Source organism: Streptomyces sp. NPDC003379, assembly GCF_053589195.1.
Map to the genome: position 1 here is coordinate 1 of NZ_JBSFRK010000016.1, position 25,971 is coordinate 25,971.

A 25,971-nucleotide genomic window follows, 5' to 3' on the forward strand; every position below is an offset into this window, starting at 1 on the left:
CCCCCGCCTCGGCGCAGCGGCGCACGAAGGCCGCGCCGTCGCCGTACCGGCTCAGCTGCCCGGAGTGAACCTGAACTGGCTGTACTACTTCTGCCTGCCCCGCAACGACAAACTCGTCGGCTACTGGGACACCGTGGCCGACCGGCTGTTCAAGATCCGCAATTCGCTGGACATCGAGGGCGTACGCCGCGACGTGGCCCTGTTCGGCCCGCCGATCGACCCCTCGCTGCTGGTCCGGGCCATCGCCGCGGGCGTCGATCTGAGCGAGGTGCTCGGCGATATCGGCGCACCCTTGCCGCACTACCGCTTCACCGGCATGGTCGCGAAGGCGAAGGAACTCGCCGGTGCGGTGGCCGGGTTCGGAGCCAGGGTGCTGGACGCTCTGGAGAAGCGGGACGCCGAGGCGCTCGCCCGGCTGCGCGCCGGACACGAGGTCGCCCTGCTCGACGCGGCCCGCGAAGTGCGCCGGCAGCAGGTGACAGAGGCCGCCGAGGCGTACAACGCGGCGCAGCGCTCCAAGGCGGTTGCCGAGCACCGCAAGGAGTACTACGCGAGCCGCGAGTTCATGAACGCGTCCGAGACCTCGCACGCCGACCTGTCGGGCGAGGCCAAGACGCTCCAGTACATCGCGGCGGGCTTCCAGGGGGCGGCCGCGATCACCAGCCTCTTCCCGGAGGCCAAGGTGGGCTCCCCGTTCACGGTGGGGCTCCAGTTCGGCGGCAACAACCTCACCAGTGCCCTCAACAGCCTTGCCGGCTCGCTCGGCAGCCTCATCGGCGCCCTGACGACGCAGGGCGGCGCGGCGCAGACCCTCGGCGGCTACCAGCGCCGGGCCGAGGAGTGGACCTTCCAGGCCGGGCAGGCACGGCTGGACAGCGCCCAGCTGGACAAGCAGATCGCCGCGGCCGAGATCCGGCAGGCCATCGCCGAGCGGGAGCTGGCCAACCACGACAGACAGCGGGAACAGGCCCGGGAGGTCGCGAGCTTCCTCACGGGCAAGTTCTCCAGCACGGAGCTCTACGACTGGATGGCCGGACAACTGTCCACCGTGTACTTCCAGGCGTACCAGCTCGCCTACGACGCGGCCAAGCGCGCCGAGCGCTCGTGGCGGCACGAACTCGCCGTCGCCGACTCGGACTTCATCACCTTCGGCTACTGGGACAGCCTGCACAAGGGGCTGCTGGCCGGGGAGCGGCTGGCGGCCGACGTGAACCGCATGGACGCGGCCTACCTCGACGTGAACGCCCGGGAGTACGAGCTGACCAAACGCGTCTCCCTCGCCCAACTCGATGCCAACGCGCTGCTGCGGCTGAAGGAGACCGGTCGCTGCTACGTCTCGCTGCCCGAGGCGGTCTTCGACCTGGACGGACCGGGCCACTACCAGCGGCGGATCAAGAGCGTCGCCCTGACCGTGCCGTGCGTCGCGGGACCGTACACCTCGGTCAACCTGACGGCCCGGCTGCTGCACAGCAGCGTCCGGGCCGACCCGCGGATCACCGAGGGGGAGGCGTACGGCCGGGACAAGGCGGCCGACCCGCGGTTCCGTGACTACAGCGGCCCCGTCCAGTCCATCGTGACCAGCACCGGCCAGGACGACAGCGGCCTGTTCGAGACCAACCTGAACGATGAGCGGTACCTGCCCTTCGAGGGTGAGGGGGCCATCAGTGAGTGGCAGCTCGAACTGCCCACCACCTACCGGCAGTTCGACTACGCCTCCATCACCGACGTGGTGTTCCACATCCGCTACACCGCGCGCGACGGTGGACCGATGCTCGCCGCCGCGGCCGAGAACGACCTGCGCGACGCACTGGCCCGATGGGTGCACGCGGGCGGCGGCAAGGGCCTGATCCGCGCCTTCAGCGCGCGCCGGGAGTACGCGGACCGCTGGAGCAGGTTCCTCGCCCCCGCCGGGACCGAGCCCGCCGCACTGGAGTTCGGCATCACCAAGGACCGCTTCCCCTACCTTTTCCGTGACTTCGGCATCGACGTCGGCGCCGCCGAAGTGGTACTGGTGCTGTCGAGGGAGACCGCGCCGGACGCCGGCACCCCGTATCTGCGCTCGTTCCGCGACCCGCTGCCGCTCCGGGTCACCACCTCGGCGGGCGGCCGGGCCGACGCCGCCCTCACCGCGGACCCGGCCCTCGACGGCCAGCCGCACGCCCGGCTCACCGGGGTGACGCTGCGGGCGCGCGACGACGCCACGGTGACCGTCACCGTGTCCCGCGACGCCATCCGGGCACTGCCCGAGCAGCTGCGTACCGGAGACCGGCTCAACCCCCGGGCGGTGACCGACCTGCTCCTGGTGTGCCCCTACCGCCTCGCCGAAGCCCCGCCCACCCCCGAATGACATGAGGAGACCACGCGTGAACACCCACCGTTCCCTGGCCGCGGGGCGCGTCCCGGCCCCCGAGACGGCCGCCGATGCCGTCATGGCCACCGGCAGCTGGGCCGCGGCCGGCCCCCTGCCCGCCCCCGGCTACTGGGCCGGCGCGGACGCCGGGGCCGCCACCCTGAACGACGGGACGGTCCTGATCGCCGGCGGCGACGACGTGCGCCGCAACGCACAGGACAGCGCCGCCCTGTTCGACCCGGCCACCAAGAAGTGGACACCCGCGGCCAAGCTCTCGGTGAGCCGCCGCCTGCACACCCTGACCAAGCTGAGCGACGGACGAGTCCTGGCCGTCGGAGGGCTGAGCGGCCCGTACGGAGGTGTGTCGCAGTCCGGAGTCACCTCCGCCGAGATCTACGACCCGGCCGCCCGCGGCTGGATCTCCACCGGCGCGCTCCACGAGGGGAGATACGCGCACTCCGCGACGCTGCTCGCCGACGGCAAGGTCCTCGTCGCGGGCGGGCTGACACCCCGGTCGGCGTCGTCGCAGAGGGCACTGGGCTCGGCGGAGATCTACGACCCGGTCAGCCAGGAGTGGACCCGGACCGCCGAACCGATGAACGACGTGCGCTGCGGCCACCCGGCGGTGCTGCTGCGCACCGGCCGCGTCCTGGTCGCCGGAGGCATGTGCCCGATCGGCCGAGGGCAGTACGCGGGTCAGTCCTTCTGCGAGCTCTTCGATCCCGTCACCGGCCGCTGGACCCCCACGGCGGACCTGGCCTCCGTGCGCAAGAGCCACCAGGCGACGCTGCTGCGCGACGGCACCGTTCTGGTCACCGGCGGCGACAGCCCAGGACTCCAGGACGACTGGACCTACAACCCGTACAGCCAATGGACGGCCGAGCGCTACGACCCGGCCACCGGGGCCTGGACCCCCGTCGAGAGCATGTCCACAGGCCGCAGCCACCACCGGGCGGTCCTGCTGCGCTCAGGACGCCTCCTGGTGATCGGCGGCACCGACGACTCGACGTTCGACGTCGGCTACCAGAACGCGGAGGTCTACGATCCGCAGGCCAAGACCTGGACACCGACGGGCGGGATGGTCGAGGGCCGATGGGCCTTCACGACGGCCGAACTGCTCGACGGCAGGATCCTGGTGGCGGGCGGGCTCGTGCGGTCCGGATCCGCCGTCCCGGACAGTACCGATGTGCTCACCGACGCCTCAGAGCTCTTCACGGCCTGACCGGATACGGAGTCGCAGCGATGACACGACGGACATCCCTCACCGCGGGGAGCTTCGGGGCCACACCGGCCGGGGGCACGGCCGCCTCGGCGCCGGGCGCCTGGTTCGCCGCCGGAGAACTGCCCGCGCCGCGCCGCTGGTTCGGCCCCGCCGACGGAGCGGTGCCGCTGGCGGACGGCACGGCTCTGATCGCGGGTGGGGCGCTCGTGGGCGGGGAGCTCGTGGGTGGGGCGCTCGTGGGCGGGGCGCTTGTGGGTGGGGCGCCCACCGACGAGGCCCTTGTGTTCGACCCTGTCGCCACCGTGTGGACCGTCACCGGCACCCTCGGCACCGCACGCCACAGCCACAGCCTGACCCCCCTGGCCGACGGCCGCGTCCTGGCCGCCGGGGGCACAGGCCCCACCGGGCCGGACACGATCGGGCGTCTGGACACGGCCGAGCTCTACGACCCCGTCACCCGCACCTGGACCCCGACCACCGGCAAGATGACCACCGCACGGTCGTTGCACGCGGCGACCGTACTGGCCGACGGGCGGGTCCTGGTGAGCGGCGGGCAGGGCGACCGTGTCCCGCGAGCGAGCGGACGCGGGCTGTACTCCGCCGAGCTCTTCGACCCCACAACCGGCGAGTGGACCGCCGCCGCGGCGATGACCGACGCACGGATCGCTCACCCGGCCGTACTGCTTCAGGACGGCCGGGTCCTGGCCGTCGGCGGCCTGCGCGGCACCGGTCGTACCACCGGCATCGGACAGGGGTTCTGCGAGCTCTACGACCCGGCGGACGACACCTGGACCCCGACGGGCAGCCTGTACACCCCCCGCTGCAACCACCAGGCGACGCTGCTGCACGACGGCACGGTCCTGGTCACCGGCGGCGACGGCCTCACTGTCCGCCACGAGCGGGGCTTCGTACCGTTCGGGCTGTGGCGCACCGAACGCTATGACCCGGCGACCGGCGCCTGGACCGTCGCCCAGAACATGCCGACCGGCCGCACCTGTCACCACGCCGTTGCCCTGCCCTCCGGAAAGGTGCTCGTGCTGGGCGGCACCGACAGCGCCACCCGGGATGCCGGATACGCCGCCGCGACACTGTTCGACCCCCTCATGCGAACCTGGACCCCCACCGGCGGCATGAGCACGGGCCGCTACTTCTGCGCCGCGACACCGCTGCCGGACGGCTCGGTACTCGCCACGGGCGGCACGGTCCGCGCCGGCAGCGCGAACCCCGCATCGGGCGAGGACCTGGTCACCGCGACGACTGAGGTCTTCTGGATCTGAGTTCCCACGGCGAGCGTCGTCTCGATCTCCGCGAGATACCGGCCCCGCTGGTCGGCGTGGACACACGCCTGGATCGCGTACTCGATCGGCGTCAGCACCGCGCTGCCCGACGGTGGCGAGGCCAGCGCGCGGAGCGTCTGCCTGCTCCTGATCCTCATGGGCCTGGCCGACGACCGGCGTTGGCACTCTGGGCCCTGCGCGTACAACTGGTGATCCTCCATCTGCAGTCCGGCATCGGCAAGTTCGGCGTCGCGGACTGGCTGAACGGTTCGGCCGAGTACTACGTGTTGCGCAACCCGGTCTTCGGTGTCGCCGAGCCCTTCGCGGGCACCGCTGCTGACGATGTCCGGAAATGGTCTGCTGGTAAGTGTGATGATCTGGGGCGCGATCATCATTGAGCTGGTGATCGCCGCGTTGCTGATCGCACCGCAGCGCTGGCGGAAACTAACCTTCCGGATGGATGCGCTTCTGCACGGGGCCATCATCGCGACCATCGGCCTGTGGAGTTTCAGTCTGATCATGATCGGTTCTGCCGCGGTCGCGGCGACGCCGGACCGCGTGGAGCTCACTGAAGCCGACAGAGAACCGACGGCCATCCCCCCACCTCGACTGAAGGAGAGACACATGGTTTCGGACACCATCATCGCGTGCGGCAAGGGCCACGTCTTCTGGGGAAGCTGGGTCCACGGAGCCTCAGTGACCACCATCCGGCTCGGTCCGCGCCGACTGGGCATGTGCAAGGCAGGCCGACATCTGTCGCTGCTCCGTCGCGTCGACGAGAGCGAGCTGACGGCCGAGCAGCACCGCACCCTCTTCGACGCACCGTGACGGGCATACGCCTTGACAGGGTCGTCGCCGGATACCGCGGACGCCCGGTGATCGGCCCCATCAATACGGAACTCACCCCTGGAGTCCATGTGAAGACCCAAGTCTCACGACTGAACGGTGTGCACGGATGCGAGGTGCGTAATCCGGCCCGGTGATCGCGTTGCCGACCGGTCGGCGCGATGTCGGACGCACCCGCCGTCAACTCGTGGGCGTCGGCATATAAAACAGACAAGGGCGACTTCACGCCGAAGTTCCGGGGAAGAGATAGGGCGTGAGGGGTCTGAGGCGGCTCGCCCGCCTGGTAGGCGTTGCGGCACTCGGTGTCTTACTCGCGGTGACCACAAGCCAGATCATCACGGACAACGGACTGAGCTGGGCTTGGCTGTACGTGTCCCTCGCGGTGGCGGTGCTGGCCGCGAGTTACTCCGAGGTTCTGGGGCAGTCACCGTCACCCTCCCCTCCTGAAGTGACAGCCCCGGCCGCGCCGGTGCTGCGGCAGCTGCCGGCTCCTCCGGCGCTGTTCACTGGCCGTACCCGGGAACTGAACGCGCTGTCCGCGACGCTGGAGGGGCAAGGCGATCGGGGCGGCACGGTGGTGATCTCGGCGATCGGCGGCACCGGTGGCATCGGCAAGACCTACCTCGCCCTGCACTGGGCTCACCACCACACGGAGCGGTTTCCGGATGGGCAGTTGTATGTGGATCTGCGCGGCTTCGACCCGTCCGGGGAGCCCATGGCCTCAACGGTGGCCCTAAGGGGTTTCCTGGATGCGCTGGGGGTGGAGTCGGCGGCCGTCCCGGGGGATGCGGAGGCGCAGGTCGGGTTGTACCGCAGCCTGGTGGTGGGCAAGCGGATATTGGTGGTGCTGGACAACGCCCGGGATACCGCGCAGGTGGTTCCGCTCCTGCCGGGCAGTCCGAGTTGTACGGTGGTGGTCACCAGCCGCCACCAACTCGGCGGCCTGGTCACCGCCTACATGGCCAAGCCCCTGACCTTGGACGCGCTGTCCGAAGCAGAGGCCCGCCAGCTGCTGGCCCGCCAACTTGGCGAAGACCGGCTGGCCGCCGAACCGCAGGCGGCCACCGCCATCCTGGAGCGCTGCGCCGGGCTCCCCCTGGCCTTGAGCATCGTCGCGGCCCGCGCCGCCACCCAACCCGGCTTCCCCCTGGCTCACCTGGCCGAGGAGTTGGCCGAGACCAGCACTCGCCTGGACGCGCTGGACGCCGGGGACTTGAGCGCGGACCTGCGCGCGGTGTTCGCCTGCTCCTACCGGGCTCTGGAACCCGCAGCGGCCCGAGCGTTCGTCCTGCTGGGCCTGGCCCCGGGCCCCGACATCAGCCTGCGGGCGGCCGCCGGCCTGATGGGCCACACCGTCCCCCGCGCCCGGGTGCTGCTGCGCACCGTGGAGGCCGCCCACCTGATCCGTCAGCACACCCCGAGCCGCTACCAACTCCATGACCTGGTCCGCCTTTACGCCGCCGAACGCGGCCACCACGACCTGGACCAGCCACGATGCACAGCTGCACTGCGGCGCCTGGCCGACTTCTACCTGCACACCGCTCACCACGCCAGTCAACTGCTCGATCCGCATGGGACGCTGGAGCTGGGACTGGACCCGCCCGCCGCCGGATGCACCCCGCACCGGGTTGCGGATGCGGCAACGGCACGGGAGTGGTTCGCGGCCGAGGACGCCTGCGTGCGGGCCACCCACCAGTTCGCCTACGACCAGGGCTGGCACACCCACACCTGGCAACTGCCCGCGGTCCTGCTCAACTTCCGTTTCCTGCAGGGCCACAGCGCCGAAGACCTGCGCATGTGGCGGGCGGCCCTGGAAGCCGCCGAACAACTGCGCGGCCCGCTCACCCGGGCCATGGCCCGCTATGGAGGCGGAATTGCTTGCGCCCATGCGGATCAGTACGCCCGGGCTCAGGCGTATCTCCACCAGGCCCTGACCCTGTTCGGAAACGCCGACCATCTCTCAGGCCAGGCCGACACCCACTACATGCTCAGCTGGACCTGGGAACAGCAAGGCAACCTCCAGCAGGCGCTCGTCCACGACGAGCGTGCCCTGCGCCTGTACCAAGCCCTCGGCAACACCGCGAGGGAGGCCAGAAGCCTCAACGCAGTCGGGTGGGACCACGCCCTGCTGGGACAGTACGAGCAAGCCCGCAGCTTCTGTGAGCAGGCCCTGGCTCTGATCCGCACCACAGGCGACCCCGTCAGCGAAGCCGCGAACTTAGATAGCCTGGGCTATATCGCCCACCATAGCGGTCGGCGCCACCAAGCCCTGGACTACTACCACCAGGCTCTCACCCTGTGCCGAGAGACCGGTGACGCCTGGAGCGAAGCCGGTGCCCTGAAGCACCTGGGGGAGACCTACCAGGCTCTGGGCCGGCTCACGGAAGCCCGCCGGGCCTGGCAAGGAGCCCTGGAGCTGTACCGAATCCAGCACCGCACCGGAGAGGCCGAAGACGTCCAAGAACACCTCGACGCCCTGGAGGCCGGTCACAGCGGGCCCCCGGGACGGTGAGCAGGCGGTGACCCGCGGCGCGGAGACGGTCCGCGCGCTGATCAGCAATGGCGACCTCGATATTTACTGACGTAGAAGATCGGGGTGGTAACGGAAGGCGGACAGGCCGTCGTTCACTACTGCTGTCCCAGCCGTGAGCCGGTGCTTCTCCGACTCCTACGGCTTGCCGCCGGCGCACGCAGAGGCCCCGCAGCGTCTGCGACACCTGTCTCGCCTACACCGATGGGGAGTCACCTAAGGTATGCGGCATGACGCTGCAACTTGTACAGGTGAACTTCAAGGCCCGAGACGACTCGGCGCTCGGTCAGTTCTGGGCGGAGGTGCTCGGCTGGGGTGTTTCCAGCGAAGGACCTGGCGTCACCAACCTGGAACCCGTGGGTTTCGACTGGCCGGACCCGTCCGCCGTCTGCATCGATCTCGTCCGCGTCCCGGACCCGGAGACGGTGAAGTACCGCGTACACCTCGAGCTCGCCACCACCTCCGACGCCCATCAGGCGGAGTTGGTCGCACGTCTGAAGGAGCTCGGGGCGACGCCCGCCGATGTGGGCCGGGGCGACGTGCCGTGGACCGTGATGGCCGACCCGGAAGGCAACGTGTTCAGCGTCCTGGAGCCCCGGGAGCTCTACCGGGACACCGGGCCGATAGCCGCCGTGGTCGTCGACTGCGCCGACCCACGGGCCATGGTCGGGTTCTGGGGCGAGGCGATCGACTGGACCGTCCACGAGCTGACCGACGACCGCGCCCTGCTGCGCTCCGTCAAGGGCGTCGGGCCGTACCTGGAGTTCCGCCGCACACCCGACGACGAGGTCGTATGGAACCGCGTCCATCTCGACCTGATGTCCGACCCCGTCGAGGACCAGGCGAGGGAGGTCGCCCGGCTCGAAGGCCTCGGCGCGGTACGGACCGCCGTGGGACAGGGTGACGTCTCCTGGGTCGTCCTGGCCGACCCGGCGGGCAACGAGTTCTGCGTCCTCGGCCGGGGCTGACGCGCGCCGCGGAACTTCGTCCGCGCCCTCGTTCACGACACCCTGGCCCACGCACGCGGCCGGGAGAGCCGATTTCCGCTCCAGTTGTCACCCGGGCTCGATTTGGCGCGTACAAGAGCCTCGCCCCGCAGGCGGCACGGCCCTTCACTCTCACGTCGCGCCAGGTCGACCGTCTGCTTAACGGAGCGCGGACGCGCCAAGCCCGTCCGGCTGTGGTGGTCGGGCCCTGCCTGACAGAGACCGCTCGCGGGTGTTTCCACGCCGTCCAGGAGGATGGACGGCGTGGATACGAACGGAAGCCATGCCCTTGAAGACCTCGTCCACTGGCGTGGCGAACTCGCTGACCTCATCAAAGCCGCCCGCCACGTGGATGCGTCAGCCACCGCCCTCGTGGACCGCGCCGCTATCGCAGTCGTACTGGAGAAGGCCGCCGACGGCCAAGTGGGACTCGACGAGCTCACGACCTGGGCCCAGACGCTGCACTTCGTCGACGGCCTGGACGTCGAAGACGGCCACGAAGACCTGCTGACACAGTTCCTCTTCGAGACCTCCACGCCCGAACTCTTCGAACCGGTGACGAGCGAGCTCTGCCACCGATGGCTGAGCAGAATTCGATCATCGTTATCCACTCCGGGCGTCAAGTGCCACGCAGTGGTGTTGTTCCTTGCCGATGTCCACCCAGGCCCCCCGGGGACATCTGTGCCCCGATATGGCCGGTCCTGTACTGGTGTACGTTGCGCCCCTCCAGGGAGGCTGCTGGCTGACCCCGTGCCCACCGGGAACATGACAAGGATCAAAGGGGGAGCTCATGAGAGGCAACATCCGAAGGGCCCTTGTGGTGGCGCTGGGGGTCGCGACGGCGGCCGTGATGGCGGTCGGCCCCGCCCAGGCGAAGGCCGCCGACCCGTGGGCCAATTGTCCGGACGGAGCTGTCTGCCTGTACCCCGAGGGTCAGGACCCCGCACGGTCACCCAGCCACGTGTTCTGGAGCTACGGCGCTCACAATCTGAGCGGCCAGTACAACTGGCACTGGATCCTCAACAACCAGTACGGCGGTGCACACGCGAAGCTGTGCAACGGCTACAACGGGACCGGCACCTGCCACGCCTACATGGCGCCGCAGGAGGGCTGGTGGGCCGACTTCACACCGGTCAACTCGGTCGTGCTCTACGTGCCGTGATCCGACATTGCCGCCCGTCATGGACGGTAGCGGCAGACGACGGCGCAGGCCGCCGCCGGACGGACCCGAGGCAGCGCGCCTCACAAACCTGGCCGCGCTTCAGCAGCGCGCGGGGGACGCGGCGGTGACGCGCTGGCTGCAGCGCCAGTAGGGCGACGTGAACGAGCGTTACGCCACGAGGCCTACCGAGCATCCCGAGTGGGGACCGTACGAGGAGCTGACGAATGCCGTCGGCATTCCGCAACCCCAGGCCGACGCAGCCTGGCAACTGCTGCCCGGAGGGGGCGACTCGCAGGGCGCGCGACGAACTCCTGGTACCACGTGTTCGACGCACGGATGTCCCCTGTAGTCCGGTGCGAAGGCGGTGTTGTACCCTCGGCGATTCACGTTGCCTGAACGCGTCAGCCGGTGAGTTCGGCCAGGGTCTCCTCCAGCCAGCGCACGTGCGCATCCAGGGTGCGGCTCTTGTAGCCGTGGACGTGGTCGAGGATCCGCACCATGCGTGTGCGGTCCACCCCTGGGAGCCACGGCTCCTCACGGATCTCCCGGGCACGGAACCGTTCCGCCTGCGCACGCCGCGCCTTCAGCTCGGTGTGGAGGAGATGCTTCTGTTCCTCGGGGCTCAGGAAGATCGCGAAGGTGTAGCGGATCATGAACTCGGGGTCGCCGAAATCGGGTGAGGGCGTGTACGGCTCGGCGAGGCGGTCCAACAGCACTTCCTCACCCGCTTCCGTGACGCGGTACACCTTCGCGTCGGGGCGCCCTTCGTTGCGCTCCACGGTGTAGTCGATCCAGCCGTCGGCGCACATGCGGCTCAACGTTCGGTAGATCTGGCTCTGCTGGGTGCGTAGCCGGATCATCCGGCCCATCTCGCTGTCCAGCCAGCGCTTCAGGTCGTAGCCCGTACAGGGACGCATCGCTACAAATCCGAGCAGCACATGCTCGAACTTCATCTCTGTCTCGCCACCTCTCGGGTTATGACACTAGGCACCTATGCTCTCGACCCCCGGACCCGCATCCGGGTGTGCCCCTTTCGTGAGGAGACCCTATGCCGCTGCCCCCGACACTCCTGCGCCGAGCGCGTCGGATTGTGCTGCCCCTCACCATGACCGCCATGGCCGTCGCCCCCTTGCCGGCGGCCCAGGCCGGCGAGCCCGCCGGGGATCCTGTCCTGGTCCGTACCGAGAACGGCTGGGTGCGCGGCGAGGCCACCTCCGAGGGGCGGCAGTTCCTCGGCATTCCCTATGCCCAGCCGCCCACCGGCGACCTGCGCTGGCAGGCGCCACGGCCTGCCGCCGACGGGAGCGGCGTAAAGGACGCCACCCGGTACGGCGACTCCTGCGCCCAGAACCCCTACTGGGCCCCCGGTTCCGAGAAACAGCGCGCCACCGAGGACTGCCTCGACGTCAACGTCTACGCCCCGCCGCCCCGCCACCACGGCGGCAAGCGCCCCGTCATGGTGTGGATCCACGGCGGCGCCAACATCGGTGGCGCGGGCCGCGACATCGTCCCCAACGCGTTCGCCCGCCGCACCGGCGCCGTCGTCGTCACCCTCAACTACCGCCTCGGCGCCCTGGGTTTCCTCACCCTCCCCGGCACCACCGGCAACTTCGCCCTGCTCGACCAGCAGCAGGCGCTGCGCTGGGTACAGGCCAACATCGGCCGCTTCGGCGGCGACCGCACCCGGGTCACCCTCGCCGGCGAGTCGGCGGGCGGCAGCGCGGTCTGCGCCCAGCTCGCGTCTCCGGGCAGCCGCGGCCTGTACCGGGCGGCCATCATCCAAAGCGGCACCTACGGGGACTGCGCGGGCAGCCCCCGTGAGAAGGCCGTCGCGAACGGCCTCGCCTTCGCCGCGAAGCTGGGCTGCACCGAGCCCGCGACCGCGGCCGACTGTCTTCGCCGCAAACCCGCCAAGGCGATCCTCGACGCCCAGAACGGCACCGGCCCCGACCTCTGGGGCCCCACCGTCGGCGACCGTGAACTGCCGCTCCAGCCCGCCACCGCCTTCGCCACCGGCCGTGCCTCCCGCGTCCCCGTCATGAACGGGGCCAACAGCAAGGAGGGCCTGGTCTTCGCCTACGACAGCCACGACCGCTGGGGAACCCCGCTGACGGCCGAGGCCTACCCGGAGGCCCTCACCGCCGCCTTCGGCGAGGACACCGGCCGCCGAGCGCTGGACCGCTATCCTCTCCGCGCCTACGACCGGCCCGGCTACGCCTATGGCGCCGCCGTCGGCGACGACCGCTTCGCCTGCCCGGCCCTGCGGGCCAACCCGCGCTTGGCCGAGCGCGGCCGGGTCTACGCGTACGAGTTCGCCGACCGCACCTCGCCGCTCTTCGCCTCCCTGCCCCAGGACGCCGACTTCGACTTCGGCGCCACGCACGCGGCCGAGCTGAACTACCTGTTCAAGCCGTACGGCCGTCCCGCGGACCTCAACGCCGAGCAGCGCGCCCTGGCCGCGCAGATGACCGCGTACTGGGGCTCCTTCCTCCACGGCTCGCCGCCGCGCGCCAACGGGCAACAGGCGATGCCGGAGCAGGGGACCCGGCCCGGCCGGGTACTCCAGCTGCGCACCGCTTCCGCGGGTGGCAACGCGACCACGACGTCACTGCGGGCCGAGCACCACTGCGACCTGTGGGACACCGCGGCCGATCCACGCTGACCGGCTTTCTCCGGCCGTCCCGCCGCGTACCCCTGTGGACGCGACTCGGGCCCTACGGCGAGATCGCCGCCTGCCTCGCCGTGTACCGGGAGACATGTCTTACGGTTTCCGGAAGGCGCCCGGAGTTTCCAGGCGTACAGCTACGGAGGTGGGGACGGTGGCCGGGGAAAGCGTTCAGCGCAAGGCGGGCACGCGGAGTCCGGATGGGGCGGCGAAGGTGACGATCGCCGAGATCGCGCGGGAGGCCGGGGTGTCCGTGCCGACCGTTTCGCGCGTCGTCAACGGACGCTCGGACGTCTCGCCCGCGACCCGCGCCCGAATCGAGGACCTGTTGCACCGGCACGGCTACCGGCGTCGGGCGACCGCGCCCGGGGCCCGGGCGGCCCTGCTCGACCTTGTCTTCAACGACCTGGACAGTCCGTGGGCCGTCGAGATCATCCGGGGTGTGGAGGAGGTCGCACACGAGGCGGGCGTCGGTACGGTGGTCTCCGCGATCCATGACCGGGCGGGCGCCGCGCGACAGTGGATGACCAATCTGCGGGCGCGCGCCTCCGACGGAGTGATCCTCGTGACGTCGGTGCTCGAACCGGGACTCCACGACGAACTGCGGCGCCTTGGCGTGCCGTTGGTGGTGATCGACCCGGCCGGAACCCCCGCCACCGAGGTGCCGACCGTCGGTGCCACGAACTGGGCGGGCGGGATGGCGGCGACCGAGCATGTGCTCCAGCTCGGACACCGGCGCATCGGGTTCATCCAGGGCCCGCCGCGGCTGCTGTGCTCACGTGCCCGGCTCGACGGCTATCGGGCCGCGCTGGACGTGGCCGGGGTCGCCGTCGACGACGCGCTCGTAGTAGCCGGTGACTTCTATCACGAGTCCGGATTCATCGGCGCGGGGCGGCTGTTGGACCTCGGTGAACCGCCGACCGCGATCTTCGCCGCGAGCGACCAGATGGCGCTCGGCGCCATCGAAGCGCTGCGCCGTCGCGGGCTGCGCGTGCCGGAGGACATGAGCGTCGTCGGCTTCGACGACCTGCCGGAGGTGCGCTGGTCCTCGCCTCCCCTCACGACGGTCCGTCAACCTCTGTCGGACATGGGCAAGCTGGCAGCGCGGATGCTGCTGGACCTGGCGCGGAACGTCGCTCTGGCGTCACCACGGGTGGAATTGGCGACCGAGCTGGTGGTCCGCGCGAGCACCGCGCCGCCGCGCCAGGCATGACCGCCGCGCCGCGCCACGCATAACCGCCACGCCACGCATAACGGAACAGCACATTTCGGAGGCGTCAACGCCCGTACCCGTCGGGGGCGTTGACGCCTCCGACGTATGCCCGTAACTTCCATGGCCATCGCTCGATAATTCTCGGAACTCTTCCGGAAGGTGCGCCATGCCAGCCTTCGACCGAGCCGTCACGTCCGCGTCCGGCACCGCGTCCTCAGCTCTCTCCCGCCGCCGGTTTCTGGGTTCCGCGTCGGCGGCGGGACTGGGTGCGGCCGGTCTCTCCGCCTGTTCGGACTCCGGGTCCACCACCACCGACAGCAAGGGCCGGACCGTCGTGGAATGGTGGAACATCCAGACCACGGAGCCGTCGAAGTCCGTCTGGCCCGAGCGGGCCAAGGCGTTCGAGGCCGAGCATCCTGATACGCGCATCGAGCTCGTCACGATGGAGAACGACGCCTACAAGTCGAAGATGACGGCGCTGACCAGTTCCGGAAAGCTGCCGGACATCTACCACACGTGGGGCGGTGGTGTGCTGGAGCAGCAGATCGACGCCGGTCTTGTCGAGGACCTGACCCCCTCGATCCAGCCCTGGACGGACACTCTCATCTCGGCTTCGTTGCAGCCGTACCAGGTCGACGGCGAGACGTACGCCGTGCCTTTCGAGATCGGGGCGGTGGGCTTCTGGTACAACAAGGCGCTGTTCGCCAGGGCCGGCGTCAAGACGCCGCCCGCCACCTGGGCGGATTACCTCGACGCGGTCAAGAAGCTGAAGAGCGCCGATATCACCCCGATCGCCCTCGCGGGCAAGGAGAAGTGGCCCGGCATGTACTACTGGGCCTACCTGTCCCTGCGGATCGCCGGGGTCGAAGGCATGCGGAAAGCCGCTGACACCGAGGACTTCACCGGCGACGACTTCGTCAAGGCGGGTGAGCACCTGGAGGAGCTCGTCGCGCTCCAGCCGTTCCAGAAGGGCCACCTCGGTGCCGCGTACTCCACGCCCAACGGCGAGGCGGCCACCATGGGCAACGGCAAGGCGGCGATGGAGCTGATGGGCCAGTGGGCGCCCGTCGCGCAGGCCGACGCGGGCAAGGGCATCGGCAAGGACCTCGGGTTCTTCCCGTTCCCCGCGGTCGCCGGTGGCAAGGGCGCCGTCACTGACGTTTTCGGCGGAGGAGGTGGCTACGCGGTGCGCAAGGGTGCGCCCAAGGCGGCCGTCGACTTCCTGAAGTTCTTCATGACGGCGGAGTCCGACCGCATCCTGGTGACGAAGGCCTCGATCATGCCCGTCGTCAAGGACGCGATGAGCGCCCTGACCGACCGCAATCTCAAGCTCGTCTCCGAGGCCGTAGACAAGGCGACCGGCTTCCAGCTCTACCTCGACCAGGCGTACCCGCCCGCCGTCGGCCAGGAGATCAACGACTCGGTGGCCGCCCTGATCGCCGGGTCCAAGTCGCCCGAGCAGGTGACCCGTTCGGTCACCCAGGTCGCGAAGAGCCAGTGACCGACATGACCTCCACGTACGTGAAAGACCCCGCGCCCGCCGCTCCACCGCGGCAGCCGGGCCCCAGGGCGAGCCGCCCGTGGGCCCGGCGGGCCGCCGACTGGCTGACCGCCTTCTGCTTCACCCTGCCCGCCCTGCTTCTGTTCGGCGCGCTCGTGCTCGCCCCGATCCTGTACGCCCTCTACGTCAGCCTCTTCAACTGGGGCGGATTCGGGGCCCCTTCGGACTACGTCGGCCTCGACAACTACAGCCGCCTCATCCACGACCCGGTCTTCCTCGGCGACCTCTGGCGCGGCCTGCTGCTCGTGCTGTTCTCGGTGTGCGTGCAGCTGCCGTTCGCGCTCGCCATGGCCGTGCTGCTCAATCAGAGGCTGCGCGGGCGGGCCCTGTACCGGATGCTGTTCTTCGCCCCCTACGTCCTGTCCGAGGTCATCACCGGCGTCCTCTTCTCCATGATCTTCGCGCCGGACGACGGGCTCGCCGACAAGGTGCTCGGCTCGGTCGGCCTCGACGGCCTCGGCGGGCTGTGGTTCGCCGACCAGAACCATGTGCTGCCGACCCTGTTCCTCGTCATGACATGGAAGTACTTCGGCTTCCACATGATGCTGTACCTGGCCGGGCTGCAAGGGATCCCCGCCGAACTGCACGAGGCGGCCCGCATCGACGGCGCGAGCCCCTGGCAGCGCTTCCGTCACATCACCCTGCCACTGCTCGGGCCGACGGTCCGCATCAGCGTCTTCCTCTCCGTGATCGGCGCCATCCAGCTCTTCGACCTGGTGTGGGTGGTCACGCAGGGCGGCCCCGACCACCACTCCGAGACCATGGCCGTGACCATGTTCCAGTTCGGCTTCCAGCGCTACCAGATCGGCTACGCCGGCGCGATCAGCATCGCCATGTTCCTCATCAGCCTCGTCTTCGCCCTCATCTACCAGCGCTCCGTGCTGCGCCGCGACACCCAAGGAGCCCTCACCGCCATGCGAGCCTCCCGATGAGCGCGAGCGCACGCGGAAACGCGGGCGCGCGCGGAAAGCTGCGCTCCGTGCCGTTGTACGTGATGGTGTGGCTGGTCGGCGTCGTCATGGTCACGCCCCTGCTGTACGCGCTCGTGTCCGGGTTCAAGTCCACCGACCAGCTCTCCCGCAACACGTTCGGCCTGCCCTCGCCGTGGGTGACGTCCAACTACACCGACATACTCGCCTCCGGATCGTTCTGGCGCATGCTGGGCGCCTCCACACTGATCGCCGTCGGCACGACCGTGCTGACGGTGGGCGCCGCGGCCCTCGCCGCCTTCGCACTCGCCCGTTTCGCCTTCCGCGGCCGGGAGTTGCTCTTCACCCTCTTCACCGTGGGGCTGATGTTCCCGTTCGCCGTGGCGATCCTGCCGCTGTTCGTCCTGCTGCGCACCTTCGGGCTGCTCGACAACCCCTGGGGTGTGATCCTGCCGCAGGCCGCGTTCGGACTGCCCATGACCATCGTCATCCTGCGCGGCTTCTTCCGGGAGATTCCCGGCGAACTGGAGGAGGCCGCCACCCTCGACGGCTGCTCGGCGTTCGGCTTCTTCTGGCGGATCCTGCTGCCCATGGCGCGGCCCGCGCTCGGCACCGTGTCCATCCTCGCCGTCGTCGGCAGCTGGAACAACTTCCTGCTCCCGATGCTGGTGTTCAGTGCGCAGACCTGGTGGACGATCCCCATCGGCGTCCAGCAGTTCCAGGGCCAGTACGGCACCGACATCGCCCGCGTCTTCGCCTATCTCGTCCTCGCCATGGTGCCCGCCCTCGCTTTCTACGCCGTCGCCGAACGGCAGTTGATCGGGGGAATCACCATGGGCGCCACCAAGGGCTGACCCTCAAGGCGTCAACGGCCCCTTATACGCACCACACATGAGGAGTTCCATGGTCGAGCCATGGCAGGACACCACCCTGCCCGCACACGCCCGGGCGGCGGACCTGCTTGCCCGGATGACCGCCGAGGAGAAGACCGCTCAGCTGTCCAGCGTATGGATCGGCGCCGAGTCCACCGATGGCGGGGCCTCCGACGTCGCCCCCGGTCAGCATACGTATGCGGGCCGCAGCGCCGCTCTCGACGCCCTGCTGCCCCACGGCCTCGGCCATCTCACCCGACCCTTCGGCACCGTGCCCGTCGAACCTGCCAAGGGCGTCGCCCGCCTCGCCGGACTGCAGCGAACGATCCGCGCCGGCAATCGATTCGCCCTGCCCGCGATCGCCCACGAGGAGTGCCTGACCGGATTCACCGCCTGGCAGGCCACCGTCTTCCCGACCCCGCTGGCCTGGGGCGCCACCTACGACCCTGAGCTGATCACCGAGATGGCACAGGCCATCGGAAGGTCGATGCGGGCCGTCGGCGTCCACCAGGGGCTCGCTCCGGTCCTGGACGTCGTACGGGATCCGCGCTGGGGCCGGACCGAGGAGGCGATCGGTGAGGATCCGTACCTCGTCGGCACCATCGGCACCGCCTACGTGCGGGGCCTGGAGTCGGCTGGGATCGTCGCCACGCTCAAGCACTTCGCCGGCTACTCGGCCTCGCGTGCCGCCCGCAACCACGCGCCCGCCTCGCTCGGCCCGAGGGAGCTCGCGGACGTGATCCTGCCGCCGTTCGAGATGGCGGTGCGCGACGGCGGTGCCCGCTCCGTAATGCCCGCCTACAACGACGTCGACGGCCTGCCCGCCCACGCCCACGCCGAACTACTCACTCAACTCCTGCGCGCGCGATGGCACTTCGCCGGAACCGTGGTCTCGGACTACTACGGCGTCTCACTCCTTGAAGAGGCGCACCGGATCGCCGACGGGGAGGGCTGTGCCGCACGGCTCGCCCTCGTGGCCGGTGTCGACGTGGAGCTGCCGGCGGCCCGCTGCTTCAACCCCGCGGACCCGCCCCCCGAGGACCTGCTCGACCGGGCCGCGCTGCGCGTCCTCACGCAGAAGTGCGAACTGGGGCTGCTCGACCCCGACTGGGAGCCCGTCACGGGCGGGGCGCCCGTCGACCTGAACCCCCCGCACATGCGGGACCTGGCGCGGAAGGTCGCCGAGGAGTCGGTCGTCCTGCTCGCCAACGACTCCGGGGCGCTGCCCCTGAGTGACGGGCTGCGCATCGCCGTCGTCGGGCCGCTCGCCGACGAGCGGGCCGCCATGCTCGGCTGCTACACGTTCCCCCGGCACGTGGGCGTGCACCATCCCGAACTGCCCACGGGCGTCGGGGTGTCGACGCTGGCCGAGGCGTTGCGCATCGAGTTCCCTGACACCGTGTTCGTCGACGATCCGGCAGCGGCCGACGTCTGCCTGGCTGTGGTCGGGGACCGGTCGGGTCTGTTCGGGCGCGGCTCGTCGGGCGAGGGCTGTGATGCCGAGGACCTCCAACTTCCCTATGGGCAGGGCGAGGTGCTCGACGAGGCGATGGCGTACGGCCCACCAGTCGTCATCGTCGTACTCAGCGGAAGGCCCTATGCGCTCGGCCGCTGGGCCGAGAAGGCCGCCGCCGTCGTCCAGGCGTTCTTCCCCGGGCAGGAAGGCGGCGGCGCTGTCGCGGGCGTCCTCTCCGGCCGTGTCGACCCCTCCGGACGCCTGCCCATCGAGGTGCCGCGCGGCCCTGGCGGCCAGCCCGCGCCGTACCTCGCTCCTCCACTGGGCCGGCACGGCTTCCCCAGCACCGTGGACCCGACGCCCCTGTACCCGTTCGGGCACGGCCTGTCGTACACCACGTTCGGCTGGGAGCAACCGCTGTGCGACGCCACGGAGTTCCCCACCGGCGGCGAGACCGCGCTCAGGCTGACCGTCCGCAACACCGGTGACCGTCCCGGAACCGAAGTCGTCCAGCTCTACCTGCACGACCCGGTCGGCACCGTCGCCCGCCCCGAGGTCCGGCTCGTCGGCTATGCCCGGGTGCCGCTGGAGGCCGGGGCATCGGCCGAGGTACACGCCACGTTCCCCGCCGACCTCGCCGCGTACACCGGCGCCGACGGCCGCCGCGTCGTCGAACCCGGCGCCCTCGAACTGCGCATAGCCGCCTCCAGCGCCCAAGTGCACCACACTGTGCCGCTCACCCTGACCGGGCCGGTACGCGAGGTCGGGCACGAGCGCCGGATGTGGTGCGAGGTGCGTGTCAAGTAGACGTTTCGTGAGCCACTCCAAAACTATCGGAGCGCCGGTGACCCTACTGGCTCGCCAGACCGACTTCGCCAGGACGTACGTCTCCACGGCCACCGCCGCTACGAGGCCCGCACCACCCACCTGCACCCAACCCCAACTCCGACCCCAACGCCAACCGTACGAGGAGAACCATGAATCCACTGAAGCGGCTCGGCCATCGCCGAGCCTCGGTGTTGTCCCTGCTGGCCGCGGCGGCCCTGGTGGTCACCGGTACCGCTGCCGCCGTGCCCGACGCCACGACTCAGGCATCCACGCTGGGTGACCAAGCCGCCCAGTCCGGCCGCTACTTCGGAACCGCCGTGGCCGCCGGAAAGCTGGGGGACGGCACGTACACCGGGATCCTGGGCCGTGAGTTCAACAGTGTCACGCCGGAGAACGAGATGAAGTGGGACGCCACGGAACCGTCCCGTGGCTCGTTCAACTTCGGCCCCGCCGACCAGATCGTCAACGGCGCGACGTCCCGCGGTCAGCGTGTGCGCGGCCACACCCTGGTCTGGCACTCCCAACTGCCCGGCTGGGTCAGCTCCATCAGGGACGCGAACACCCTGCGCGGCGTGATGAACCACCACATCACCACCGTGATGAACCGCTACAAGGGCCGGATCCACTCCTGGGACGTGGTCAACGAGGCCTTCGCCGACGGCACCAGCGGCGGGCTCCGCAGCTCGGTCTTCCGGGACGTGCTCGGCGACGGCTTCATCGAGCAGGCGTTCCGGACCGCCCGGTCCACCGACCCGGCGGCCAAGCTCTGCTACAACGACTACAACATCGAGAACTGGAATGACGCCAAGACCCAGGGCGTCTACCGCATGGTGCGCGACTTCAAGGCGCGGGGCGTACCCATCGACTGCGTGGGCCTCCAGGCCCACTTCGGCTCCAGTGGTCCGCCCGCCAGTTTCCAGACGACGCTGTCGAACTTCGCCGCCCTCGGCGTGGACGTCCAGATCACCGAACTGGACATCGCGCAGGCGTCGCCGACCGCGTACGCGAACACGGTCAGGGCCTGCATGAACGTCACGCGCTGCACCGGCATCACCGTCTGGGGCATCCGCGACAGCGACTCCTGGCGCAGCGGGGAGAACCCGCTGCTGTTCGACCGCAACGGCAACAAGAAGCCGGCGTACAACGCGGTGCTGACGACGCTGGGTGGCACACCCGCCACCACCGGCACGGCCCCCGGACGCGTGGAGCGCGGCGCGTAACGCCGACTCGTCGATGCCGGACAGCATCCGGCGGCCATTCCCGAACGGGTTCATGCACACCGCCATCGGCCGGCCTCCGACAGGCCCACGGATTCTCGATGATTTACGGTGAGCCGTGGTCAGGTGCCAGGGACGGCCTTGGCGCGGGGGTTGCGCTCGAAGACCGACCAGGACGAAGACGAGCAGTAGGTGCAGTTGGGGCCGAAGTACAGGCCGCGAGCCTGCTCGTCGCGCATGAGGTGGAAGCGGAACCACGCGGTGACGGGGCCGTGCAGGCCGGGGATGCCGTAGTGGTCGGCGCCGCGTTGTTCGGCGTAGACGGCGGGCACCTGGGTGGCCTGGCTGTAGGTCCTGCGGACCGTCGAGGGCGGCACGATGGTGTCGTTCTGACCGGCGTAGAACACCGCGGGGCCCCGCACCCGGCTACCGCTGCTGAACGCGAGGGGGTAGATCGGCGCGATCGTGTCCACCCGGGGATCGGCCCCGGCGTCGACCGCCGCCCCGCCGCCGAAGGAGTGGCCGGTGGCACCCACGTTGGCCAGGTCTACCTTGCCCTGGTAGGCGCTGCCCGCTCGGCCGTTCTCGGTTGTCAGGTAGTTCAGTCCTTGCAGCATGGGCCCTCCGGTGCCCGCGTTGCCCTCCGCCGCGGCGACGATGAAGCCGTGCGAGGCGAGGTGGTTCAGCAGGGGGGCGTACCGGTCGAGGCCGGAGCGGGCTCCGTTGTTCCACAGGACGACCGGGTGTGTGGCGCAGCCCAAAGTACCCAGGTCGGTCGGCCGGAAGACGGTCGTGCCTCGGCCGTTGGACGCGGAGGCGACGGTGAACGGGCCGGGAGCGGCCCACTGGCCGTTGACCGACGGGCAGGTCGAGGCCGTCGCCCCGGCCGCGGTTGTGCCCGTGACGCCGCCCGCCGCCAGCAGGGCCAGGGCTGCGAGCACGGTCCCGATGGTGCGGCTCGCGCGATGACGTTTCAGGGTGCGGGGTAGGGAAGCCATGATTCTCCTCTGCTTGGAAAAGTTCTGCCTGTGGGGGAGTTGGGTGAGTCCGTGCCTGATCGGCGGGGCAACCGGCCTGTCTGCTTCAGCAGGCAGCCGACATGTGGTCGAGGAGTACGGGTGCGGCCGTGCAGCTGATGACGTCTTCGACGGTGGTGTCCGGGGCGGTTTCCACCAGGGCCAGGCCGTCGGGCGTCACGTCGAGGACACCGAGGTCGGTGATGACGCGGTGGACGCACCGTTCGCCGGTGAGGGGCAGCTCGCACGATTCGAGGATTTTCGGGCTGCCGTCCTTGGCGGTGTGGTCCATGAGGACGATGACGCGGCGGGCGCCGTGGACGAGGTCCATGGCGCCTCCCATGCCCTTGACCATCTTGCCGGGGATCATCCAGTTGGCGAGGTCACCGTGGGCGGAGACCTGCATGGCGCCGAGGACCGCGGTGTCGATGTGGCCGCCGCGGATCATGCCGAAGGACAGGGCCGAGTCGAAGAAGGCGGCTCCGGGCAGGACGGTGACGGTCTCCTTGCCTGCGTTGATCAGGTCGGGGTCGACCTCGTCTTCGTACGGGTAGGGGCCGGTGCCCAGAATGCCGTTCTCGGAGTGGAGGACGACGTGCACGCCGGGTGGGAGGTGGCCGGGGATGAGGGTGGGCAGGCCGATGCCGAGGTTGACGTAGGAGCCGTCGGTGAGTTCGGCGGCGGCGCGGGCGGCCATCTGGTCGCGGGTCCAGGACATCAGGAACGTACCGTCCTCTTCTCGATCGGCTTGTCGGCCGCCTGATCCGGGGTGAGCTGTACGACGCGCTGGACGAAGATGCCAGGTACGTGGATGTGGTCGGGGGCCAGTTCGCCGGGTTCGACCAGTTCCTCGACCTCGGCGATGGTGGTCCGGCCGGCCATGGCCGCGAGCGGGTTGAAGTTGGCGGCGGCCCGGCGGAAGGCGAGGTTGCCGTGCCGGTCGCCACGCCAGGCCCGGACGAGGGCGTAGTCGGTGGTGATGGCGTGCTCCAAGACGTACGTGCGTCCGTCGAAGACCCGGGTTTCCTTGGGCGGAGAGGCGATGGCGACCGTTCCGTCGGGCGCGTGGCGCCAGGGCAGTCCGCCGGCGGCGACCTGCGTGCCGACACCCGCCGGGGTGTAGAAGGCGGGGACACCCGCGCCGCCGGCCCGCAGCCGTTCGGCGAGCGTGCCCTGGGGCACCAGTTCCACCTCCAGTTCCCCGCTCAGGTACTGGCGGGCGAACTCCTTGTTCTCACCGACATAGGAGCCGGTGACGCGGGATATGCGGCCCGAGCCCAGAAGGACCCCCAGGCCGCGCCCGTCCACGCCGCAGTTGTTGGACACCACTTCGAGGTCATCGGCGCCCTGCTCATGGAGTGCCCGGATGAGTGTGTCGGGTACGCCGCTGAGCCCGAACCCGCCGACGGCCAGAGTCGCTCCGGCAGGGATGTCGGCCACTGCTTGCCCGGCCGAAGGCATCGTCTTGTTCATGGAGGAGAAAAGGCCCTTCGTGTGCCGACAGTGCCGGACGCTGCCAAGTACGGCGCCCGGCACGGCTGGGGGACGTGCTCGTCGAACCCGTGGGAGTCAGTCGCCTTCGTGCGCGGTGATGAAGGAACGCATCTTCGCCAGCGCCGTGGCGTTGGAGATGATCGAGAGGTGGCTGGGCGCCATCGGCCCGCTCATCAGGTAGTTCTCGTCGGCGCCGGCCAGTTTCGCGGTGTCGGTCGGTGTGGCGTTGTAGTCCGCGGTCGACCTGATCGTGAGGTAGTCGACCTTGTCGTTGAAGGGGACCTCGGTGGGGTTGTTCAGCGCCTTGAGGAAGGGGGTGTTTCCGGAGGCGAACTGCTGGCAGGACACGTACCACTGGCAGCCGTTGTTGGTGGTGCCGTGCTGTGGTCCGGCGAAGCCGATGTACTGGGAGACCTTGTCGGCGCCGTCGAGGTTCTTGATGTAGTACCGGGCGGCCAGGGTGGAGGCGGACCACGTGGCGAGGACGACCTTGTCGGCCCCGGTCTGGCTGCGCACCTGGTCGACCTTGGCCGAGAGCTGCTCGGCGGCCTTGGCCAGGTCCTGCGTCATCGAGCTGCTGTCGGTCCAGGTGAACAGCCGGTTCGCGGGCCAGCCGTTGGTCTGCAGGTTGGACTTCATCGTGTTCATGTTGGCCGGTGAGCCGGTCATGCCCGGGATCATGATCACGGGGTCGTGTCCGGCAGCGGCGGGGGCGGGCGCCGACTGGGGCGCCGCGCTGGATGCCTGGGTGGCCAGGCCCAGCAGGCTCGTGGTGAGCAGGGCCGCGACCGAGGTGCTGAGCAGCCGTCGCGCACGGGCTGTCCGCCAACTGCCTGTGTGCGGCGATGCCGTCCCGCTGGGCCTCGTGGATGCAAACAGCATGGGGGTGCTCCTTACCCGTCGGGTTGCCCGTCGTGCGGTCACCGAGCGCTGACGTGCGGCTCGCGCTCAGCAGGACGCCGACAGGGGGTGTGGGGTGATGTGACACAGAGCACGCTAGAACCGCCTGCCGCAGCGGTCAGATGGGTGCGGCGCACGTCTTTCGCCCCTGACAGTGTCCACTTCGACCATTACGTCTCGGCCGCACCGGCCGGGATGCGCGCGACCGTTGACGCCCTGCCGCGTGGACCGCGTGGGTACATCGGGTATGTACGCGGCACACGTCTGACGCCGTGTGTATGTGCGCTGCTCCCCTCGTAGAGCTCTATGGAGGCGGCATACCGTCAGAGCGACTCGGGCGGGGGCTGCCATCGATGGGCAGGTTGTCCCGGGCGCCGACGCATGCACCACGTTCCGCGGTTTCAGTCTCCGCCTGCTGCGCACCTCGCTCGCCCCGCGTCTCCGGCTCTCAGGTGCCGCGAGGGCGCATGTCACCGCATACATCCGCCCAGCTCTTGGAGGACAGAACAATGACCCGGTTCGGAATCATCGGCGGCGGGCTCATGGGACACGGAATCGCTGTCGCTCTGGCTCAAGCGGGGCACCGTGCCATCGTGTACGACGCGGAACCCGCGGTGCTGGCATCGCTCGATGAGCGCATCGTGCGGGCCCTCGAACGCTGCGACATGCTGCCGGGCGACATCGGGCTGGTCACCGCACGCATCGCAACGGCGAAAACCCTGTCGGACCTGGTGCTGCGCGTGGATGTCGTGATCGAAGCCGTCCCCGAGCGCCTCGATGTCAAGCATCTGGTCCTGGAGGCACTGGAAGCGAAGATTCCGGCCGTGATGCCGGTGTGGTCGAACACCTCGGTGCTCTCGCTCACCGAAGTGGCCAGAGGCATGCGGCATCCGCAGCGGCTGGTGGGAGTGCACTGGTGGAATCCGCCCTATGTCATTCCGCTGGTCGAGGTCGCCCCGGGCGCGGAGACGGATCACCGGTTCGTGCAGGAAGCGTGCGACTTGCTGAACGGGATGGGCAAGACGACGGTGCGCCTGCACCGTGACGTCCCGGGGTTCATCGGCAACCGGCTGCAGTTCGCGCTGGTACGGGAGGCACTGCATCTGTTGGAGCAAGGAGTCTGTGACCCGGTGACGATCGACGCGGTCATGCGGGCCAGCCTGGGCCTGCGCTGGTCGGCCGTGGGCCCCATGGAGAACGCGGATTTCGTCGGACTGGACCTGACCAAAAACATCCTCGACAGCCTGGCGCCCCACTTGTCGACCGAGATCACCTTTCCCACGCTCGACAAGCTGCTCGACGCCGGGCATCGAGGCCGCGCCTCCGGAGACGGGCTGCTGACCTGGCCGACCGGTCGGGACGAAGAAGTGGCACAACGCCTCGACAACGGAATCCGCCGCAATCTCATCGACCCGTGAAGCTCCCACGCCTTTCATGTTCACTACGG

The 25,971-nt window shown here is 69.7% G+C and carries 21 protein-coding genes and 1 pseudogene; 16 read left to right on the forward strand and 6 right to left on the reverse strand.

Annotated features, from left to right (window positions below):
- The 7 genes from ACWDVB_RS17450 to ACWDVB_RS17480 all read left to right on the forward strand — a co-directional run.
- A partial coding sequence (locus ACWDVB_RS17450) for a Tc toxin subunit A-related protein (RefSeq protein ID WP_451611970.1) occupies positions 1 to 2,347 on the forward strand: 2,347 nt, incomplete at its 5' end.
- 16 nt (positions 2,348 to 2,363) lie between these two features.
- On the forward strand, positions 2,364 to 3,572 hold the full coding sequence (locus tag ACWDVB_RS17455) for a Kelch repeat-containing protein (protein ID WP_451516524.1): 1,209 nt from the start codon (positions 2,364 to 2,366) through the stop codon (positions 3,570 to 3,572).
- Between the two features lie 20 nt (positions 3,573 to 3,592).
- A complete protein-coding gene (locus ACWDVB_RS17460; RefSeq protein ID WP_451516523.1) occupies positions 3,593 to 4,849 on the forward strand; it encodes a Kelch repeat-containing protein in 1,257 nt (418 codons plus the stop codon).
- A 209-nt stretch (positions 4,850 to 5,058) separates the two neighbouring features.
- Positions 5,059 to 5,247 carry a hypothetical protein gene (locus ACWDVB_RS17465; RefSeq protein ID WP_451516522.1) on the forward strand — a complete coding sequence of 63 codons (189 nt, stop codon included), beginning with the start codon at positions 5,059 to 5,061 and terminating at the stop codon, positions 5,245 to 5,247.
- Positions 5,219 to 5,677 (forward strand): hypothetical protein, encoded by a 459-nt coding sequence (locus ACWDVB_RS17470; protein ID WP_451516521.1) that lies wholly within the window; start codon positions 5,219 to 5,221, stop codon positions 5,675 to 5,677. Before ACWDVB_RS17465 ends, ACWDVB_RS17470 begins: the two co-directional genes overlap by 29 nt.
- Before the next feature lie 271 nt (positions 5,678 to 5,948).
- Entirely contained in the window at positions 5,949 to 8,207 is a 2,259-nt protein-coding gene (locus tag ACWDVB_RS17475) for an ATP-binding protein (protein WP_451611971.1), read from the forward strand.
- A 248-nt stretch (positions 8,208 to 8,455) separates the two neighbouring features.
- The gene (locus ACWDVB_RS17480) at positions 8,456 to 9,193 is read left to right on the forward strand and encodes a VOC family protein (protein WP_451516018.1); all 738 of its coding nucleotides are present in this window, start codon (positions 8,456 to 8,458) and stop codon (positions 9,191 to 9,193) included.
- Positions 9,194 to 9,568: 375 nt separating this feature from the next.
- Here the strand turns inward: ACWDVB_RS17480 and ACWDVB_RS17485 are convergent, their stop codons facing one another.
- A complete protein-coding gene (locus tag ACWDVB_RS17485) occupies positions 9,569 to 9,787 on the reverse strand; it encodes a hypothetical protein (RefSeq protein WP_451516017.1) in 219 nt (72 codons plus the stop codon).
- Between the two features lie 214 nt (positions 9,788 to 10,001).
- On the opposite strand from ACWDVB_RS17485, the gene ACWDVB_RS17490 reads away from it, so the two are divergent.
- Positions 10,002 to 10,373: a hypothetical protein gene (locus ACWDVB_RS17490; protein WP_451516016.1), complete on the forward strand. Its 372-nt coding sequence runs from the start codon at positions 10,002 to 10,004 to the stop codon at positions 10,371 to 10,373.
- Positions 10,374 to 10,774: 401 nt separating this feature from the next.
- Here the strand turns inward: ACWDVB_RS17490 and ACWDVB_RS17495 are convergent, their stop codons facing one another.
- Positions 10,775 to 11,326 (reverse strand): PadR family transcriptional regulator, encoded by a 552-nt coding sequence (locus tag ACWDVB_RS17495; RefSeq protein ID WP_451516015.1) that lies wholly within the window; start codon positions 11,324 to 11,326, stop codon positions 10,775 to 10,777.
- Between the two features lie 161 nt (positions 11,327 to 11,487).
- On the opposite strand from ACWDVB_RS17495, the gene ACWDVB_RS17500 reads away from it, so the two are divergent.
- The 7 genes and pseudogenes from ACWDVB_RS17500 to ACWDVB_RS17530 all read left to right on the forward strand — a co-directional run.
- Positions 11,488 to 13,035: a carboxylesterase/lipase family protein gene (locus tag ACWDVB_RS17500; protein ID WP_451516014.1), complete on the forward strand. Its 1,548-nt coding sequence runs from the start codon at positions 11,488 to 11,490 to the stop codon at positions 13,033 to 13,035.
- 157 nt (positions 13,036 to 13,192) lie between these two features.
- Positions 13,193 to 14,251: a LacI family DNA-binding transcriptional regulator gene (locus ACWDVB_RS17505; protein ID WP_451516013.1), complete on the forward strand. Its 1,059-nt coding sequence runs from the start codon at positions 13,193 to 13,195 to the stop codon at positions 14,249 to 14,251.
- Between the two features lie 166 nt (positions 14,252 to 14,417).
- Positions 14,418 to 15,752, forward strand: a complete 1,335-nt coding sequence (locus tag ACWDVB_RS17510; protein ID WP_451516012.1) for an extracellular solute-binding protein — start codon at positions 14,418 to 14,420, stop codon at positions 15,750 to 15,752.
- 5 nt (positions 15,753 to 15,757) lie between these two features.
- The gene (locus ACWDVB_RS17515) at positions 15,758 to 16,744 is read left to right on the forward strand and encodes a carbohydrate ABC transporter permease (protein WP_451516011.1); all 987 of its coding nucleotides are present in this window, start codon (positions 15,758 to 15,760) and stop codon (positions 16,742 to 16,744) included.
- Between the two features lie 62 nt (positions 16,745 to 16,806).
- Positions 16,807 to 17,595 (forward strand): carbohydrate ABC transporter permease, encoded by a 789-nt coding sequence (locus ACWDVB_RS17520; RefSeq protein WP_451516024.1) that lies wholly within the window; start codon positions 16,807 to 16,809, stop codon positions 17,593 to 17,595.
- 49 nt (positions 17,596 to 17,644) lie between these two features.
- Positions 17,645 to 19,876, forward strand: coding sequence for a glycoside hydrolase family 3 N-terminal domain-containing protein (locus tag ACWDVB_RS17525; RefSeq protein ID WP_451516010.1), 2,232 nt, complete (start codon positions 17,645 to 17,647; stop codon positions 19,874 to 19,876).
- 170 nt (positions 19,877 to 20,046) lie between these two features.
- Positions 20,047 to 21,090 (forward strand): annotated as a pseudogene (locus ACWDVB_RS17530) (endo-1,4-beta-xylanase); the annotation flags it as partial.
- Positions 21,091 to 21,236: 146 nt separating this feature from the next.
- Here the strand turns inward: ACWDVB_RS17530 and ACWDVB_RS17535 are convergent.
- The 4 genes from ACWDVB_RS17535 to ACWDVB_RS17550 form a co-directional block, all read right to left on the reverse strand.
- The gene (locus tag ACWDVB_RS17535; protein WP_451516009.1) at positions 21,237 to 22,112 is read right to left on the reverse strand and encodes a poly(ethylene terephthalate) hydrolase family protein; all 876 of its coding nucleotides are present in this window, start codon (positions 22,110 to 22,112) and stop codon (positions 21,237 to 21,239) included.
- 85 nt (positions 22,113 to 22,197) lie between these two features.
- Positions 22,198 to 22,848: a CoA transferase subunit B gene (locus tag ACWDVB_RS17540; protein WP_451516008.1), complete on the reverse strand. Its 651-nt coding sequence runs from the start codon at positions 22,846 to 22,848 to the stop codon at positions 22,198 to 22,200.
- Positions 22,848 to 23,603: a CoA transferase subunit A gene (locus tag ACWDVB_RS17545; RefSeq protein ID WP_451516007.1), complete on the reverse strand. Its 756-nt coding sequence runs from the start codon at positions 23,601 to 23,603 to the stop codon at positions 22,848 to 22,850. The genes ACWDVB_RS17540 and ACWDVB_RS17545 overlap by 1 nt, the downstream gene beginning before the upstream one ends.
- 96 nt (positions 23,604 to 23,699) lie before the next feature.
- Positions 23,700 to 24,506, reverse strand: coding sequence for an esterase/lipase family protein (locus ACWDVB_RS17550; RefSeq protein WP_451516006.1), 807 nt, complete (start codon positions 24,504 to 24,506; stop codon positions 23,700 to 23,702).
- 527 nt (positions 24,507 to 25,033) lie between these two features.
- Between ACWDVB_RS17550 and ACWDVB_RS17555 the strand changes: the two genes are divergently transcribed.
- Positions 25,034 to 25,942, forward strand: coding sequence for a 3-hydroxyacyl-CoA dehydrogenase family protein (locus ACWDVB_RS17555; RefSeq protein ID WP_451516005.1), 909 nt, complete (start codon positions 25,034 to 25,036; stop codon positions 25,940 to 25,942).
- Positions 25,943 to 25,971: the final 29 nt, after the last annotated feature.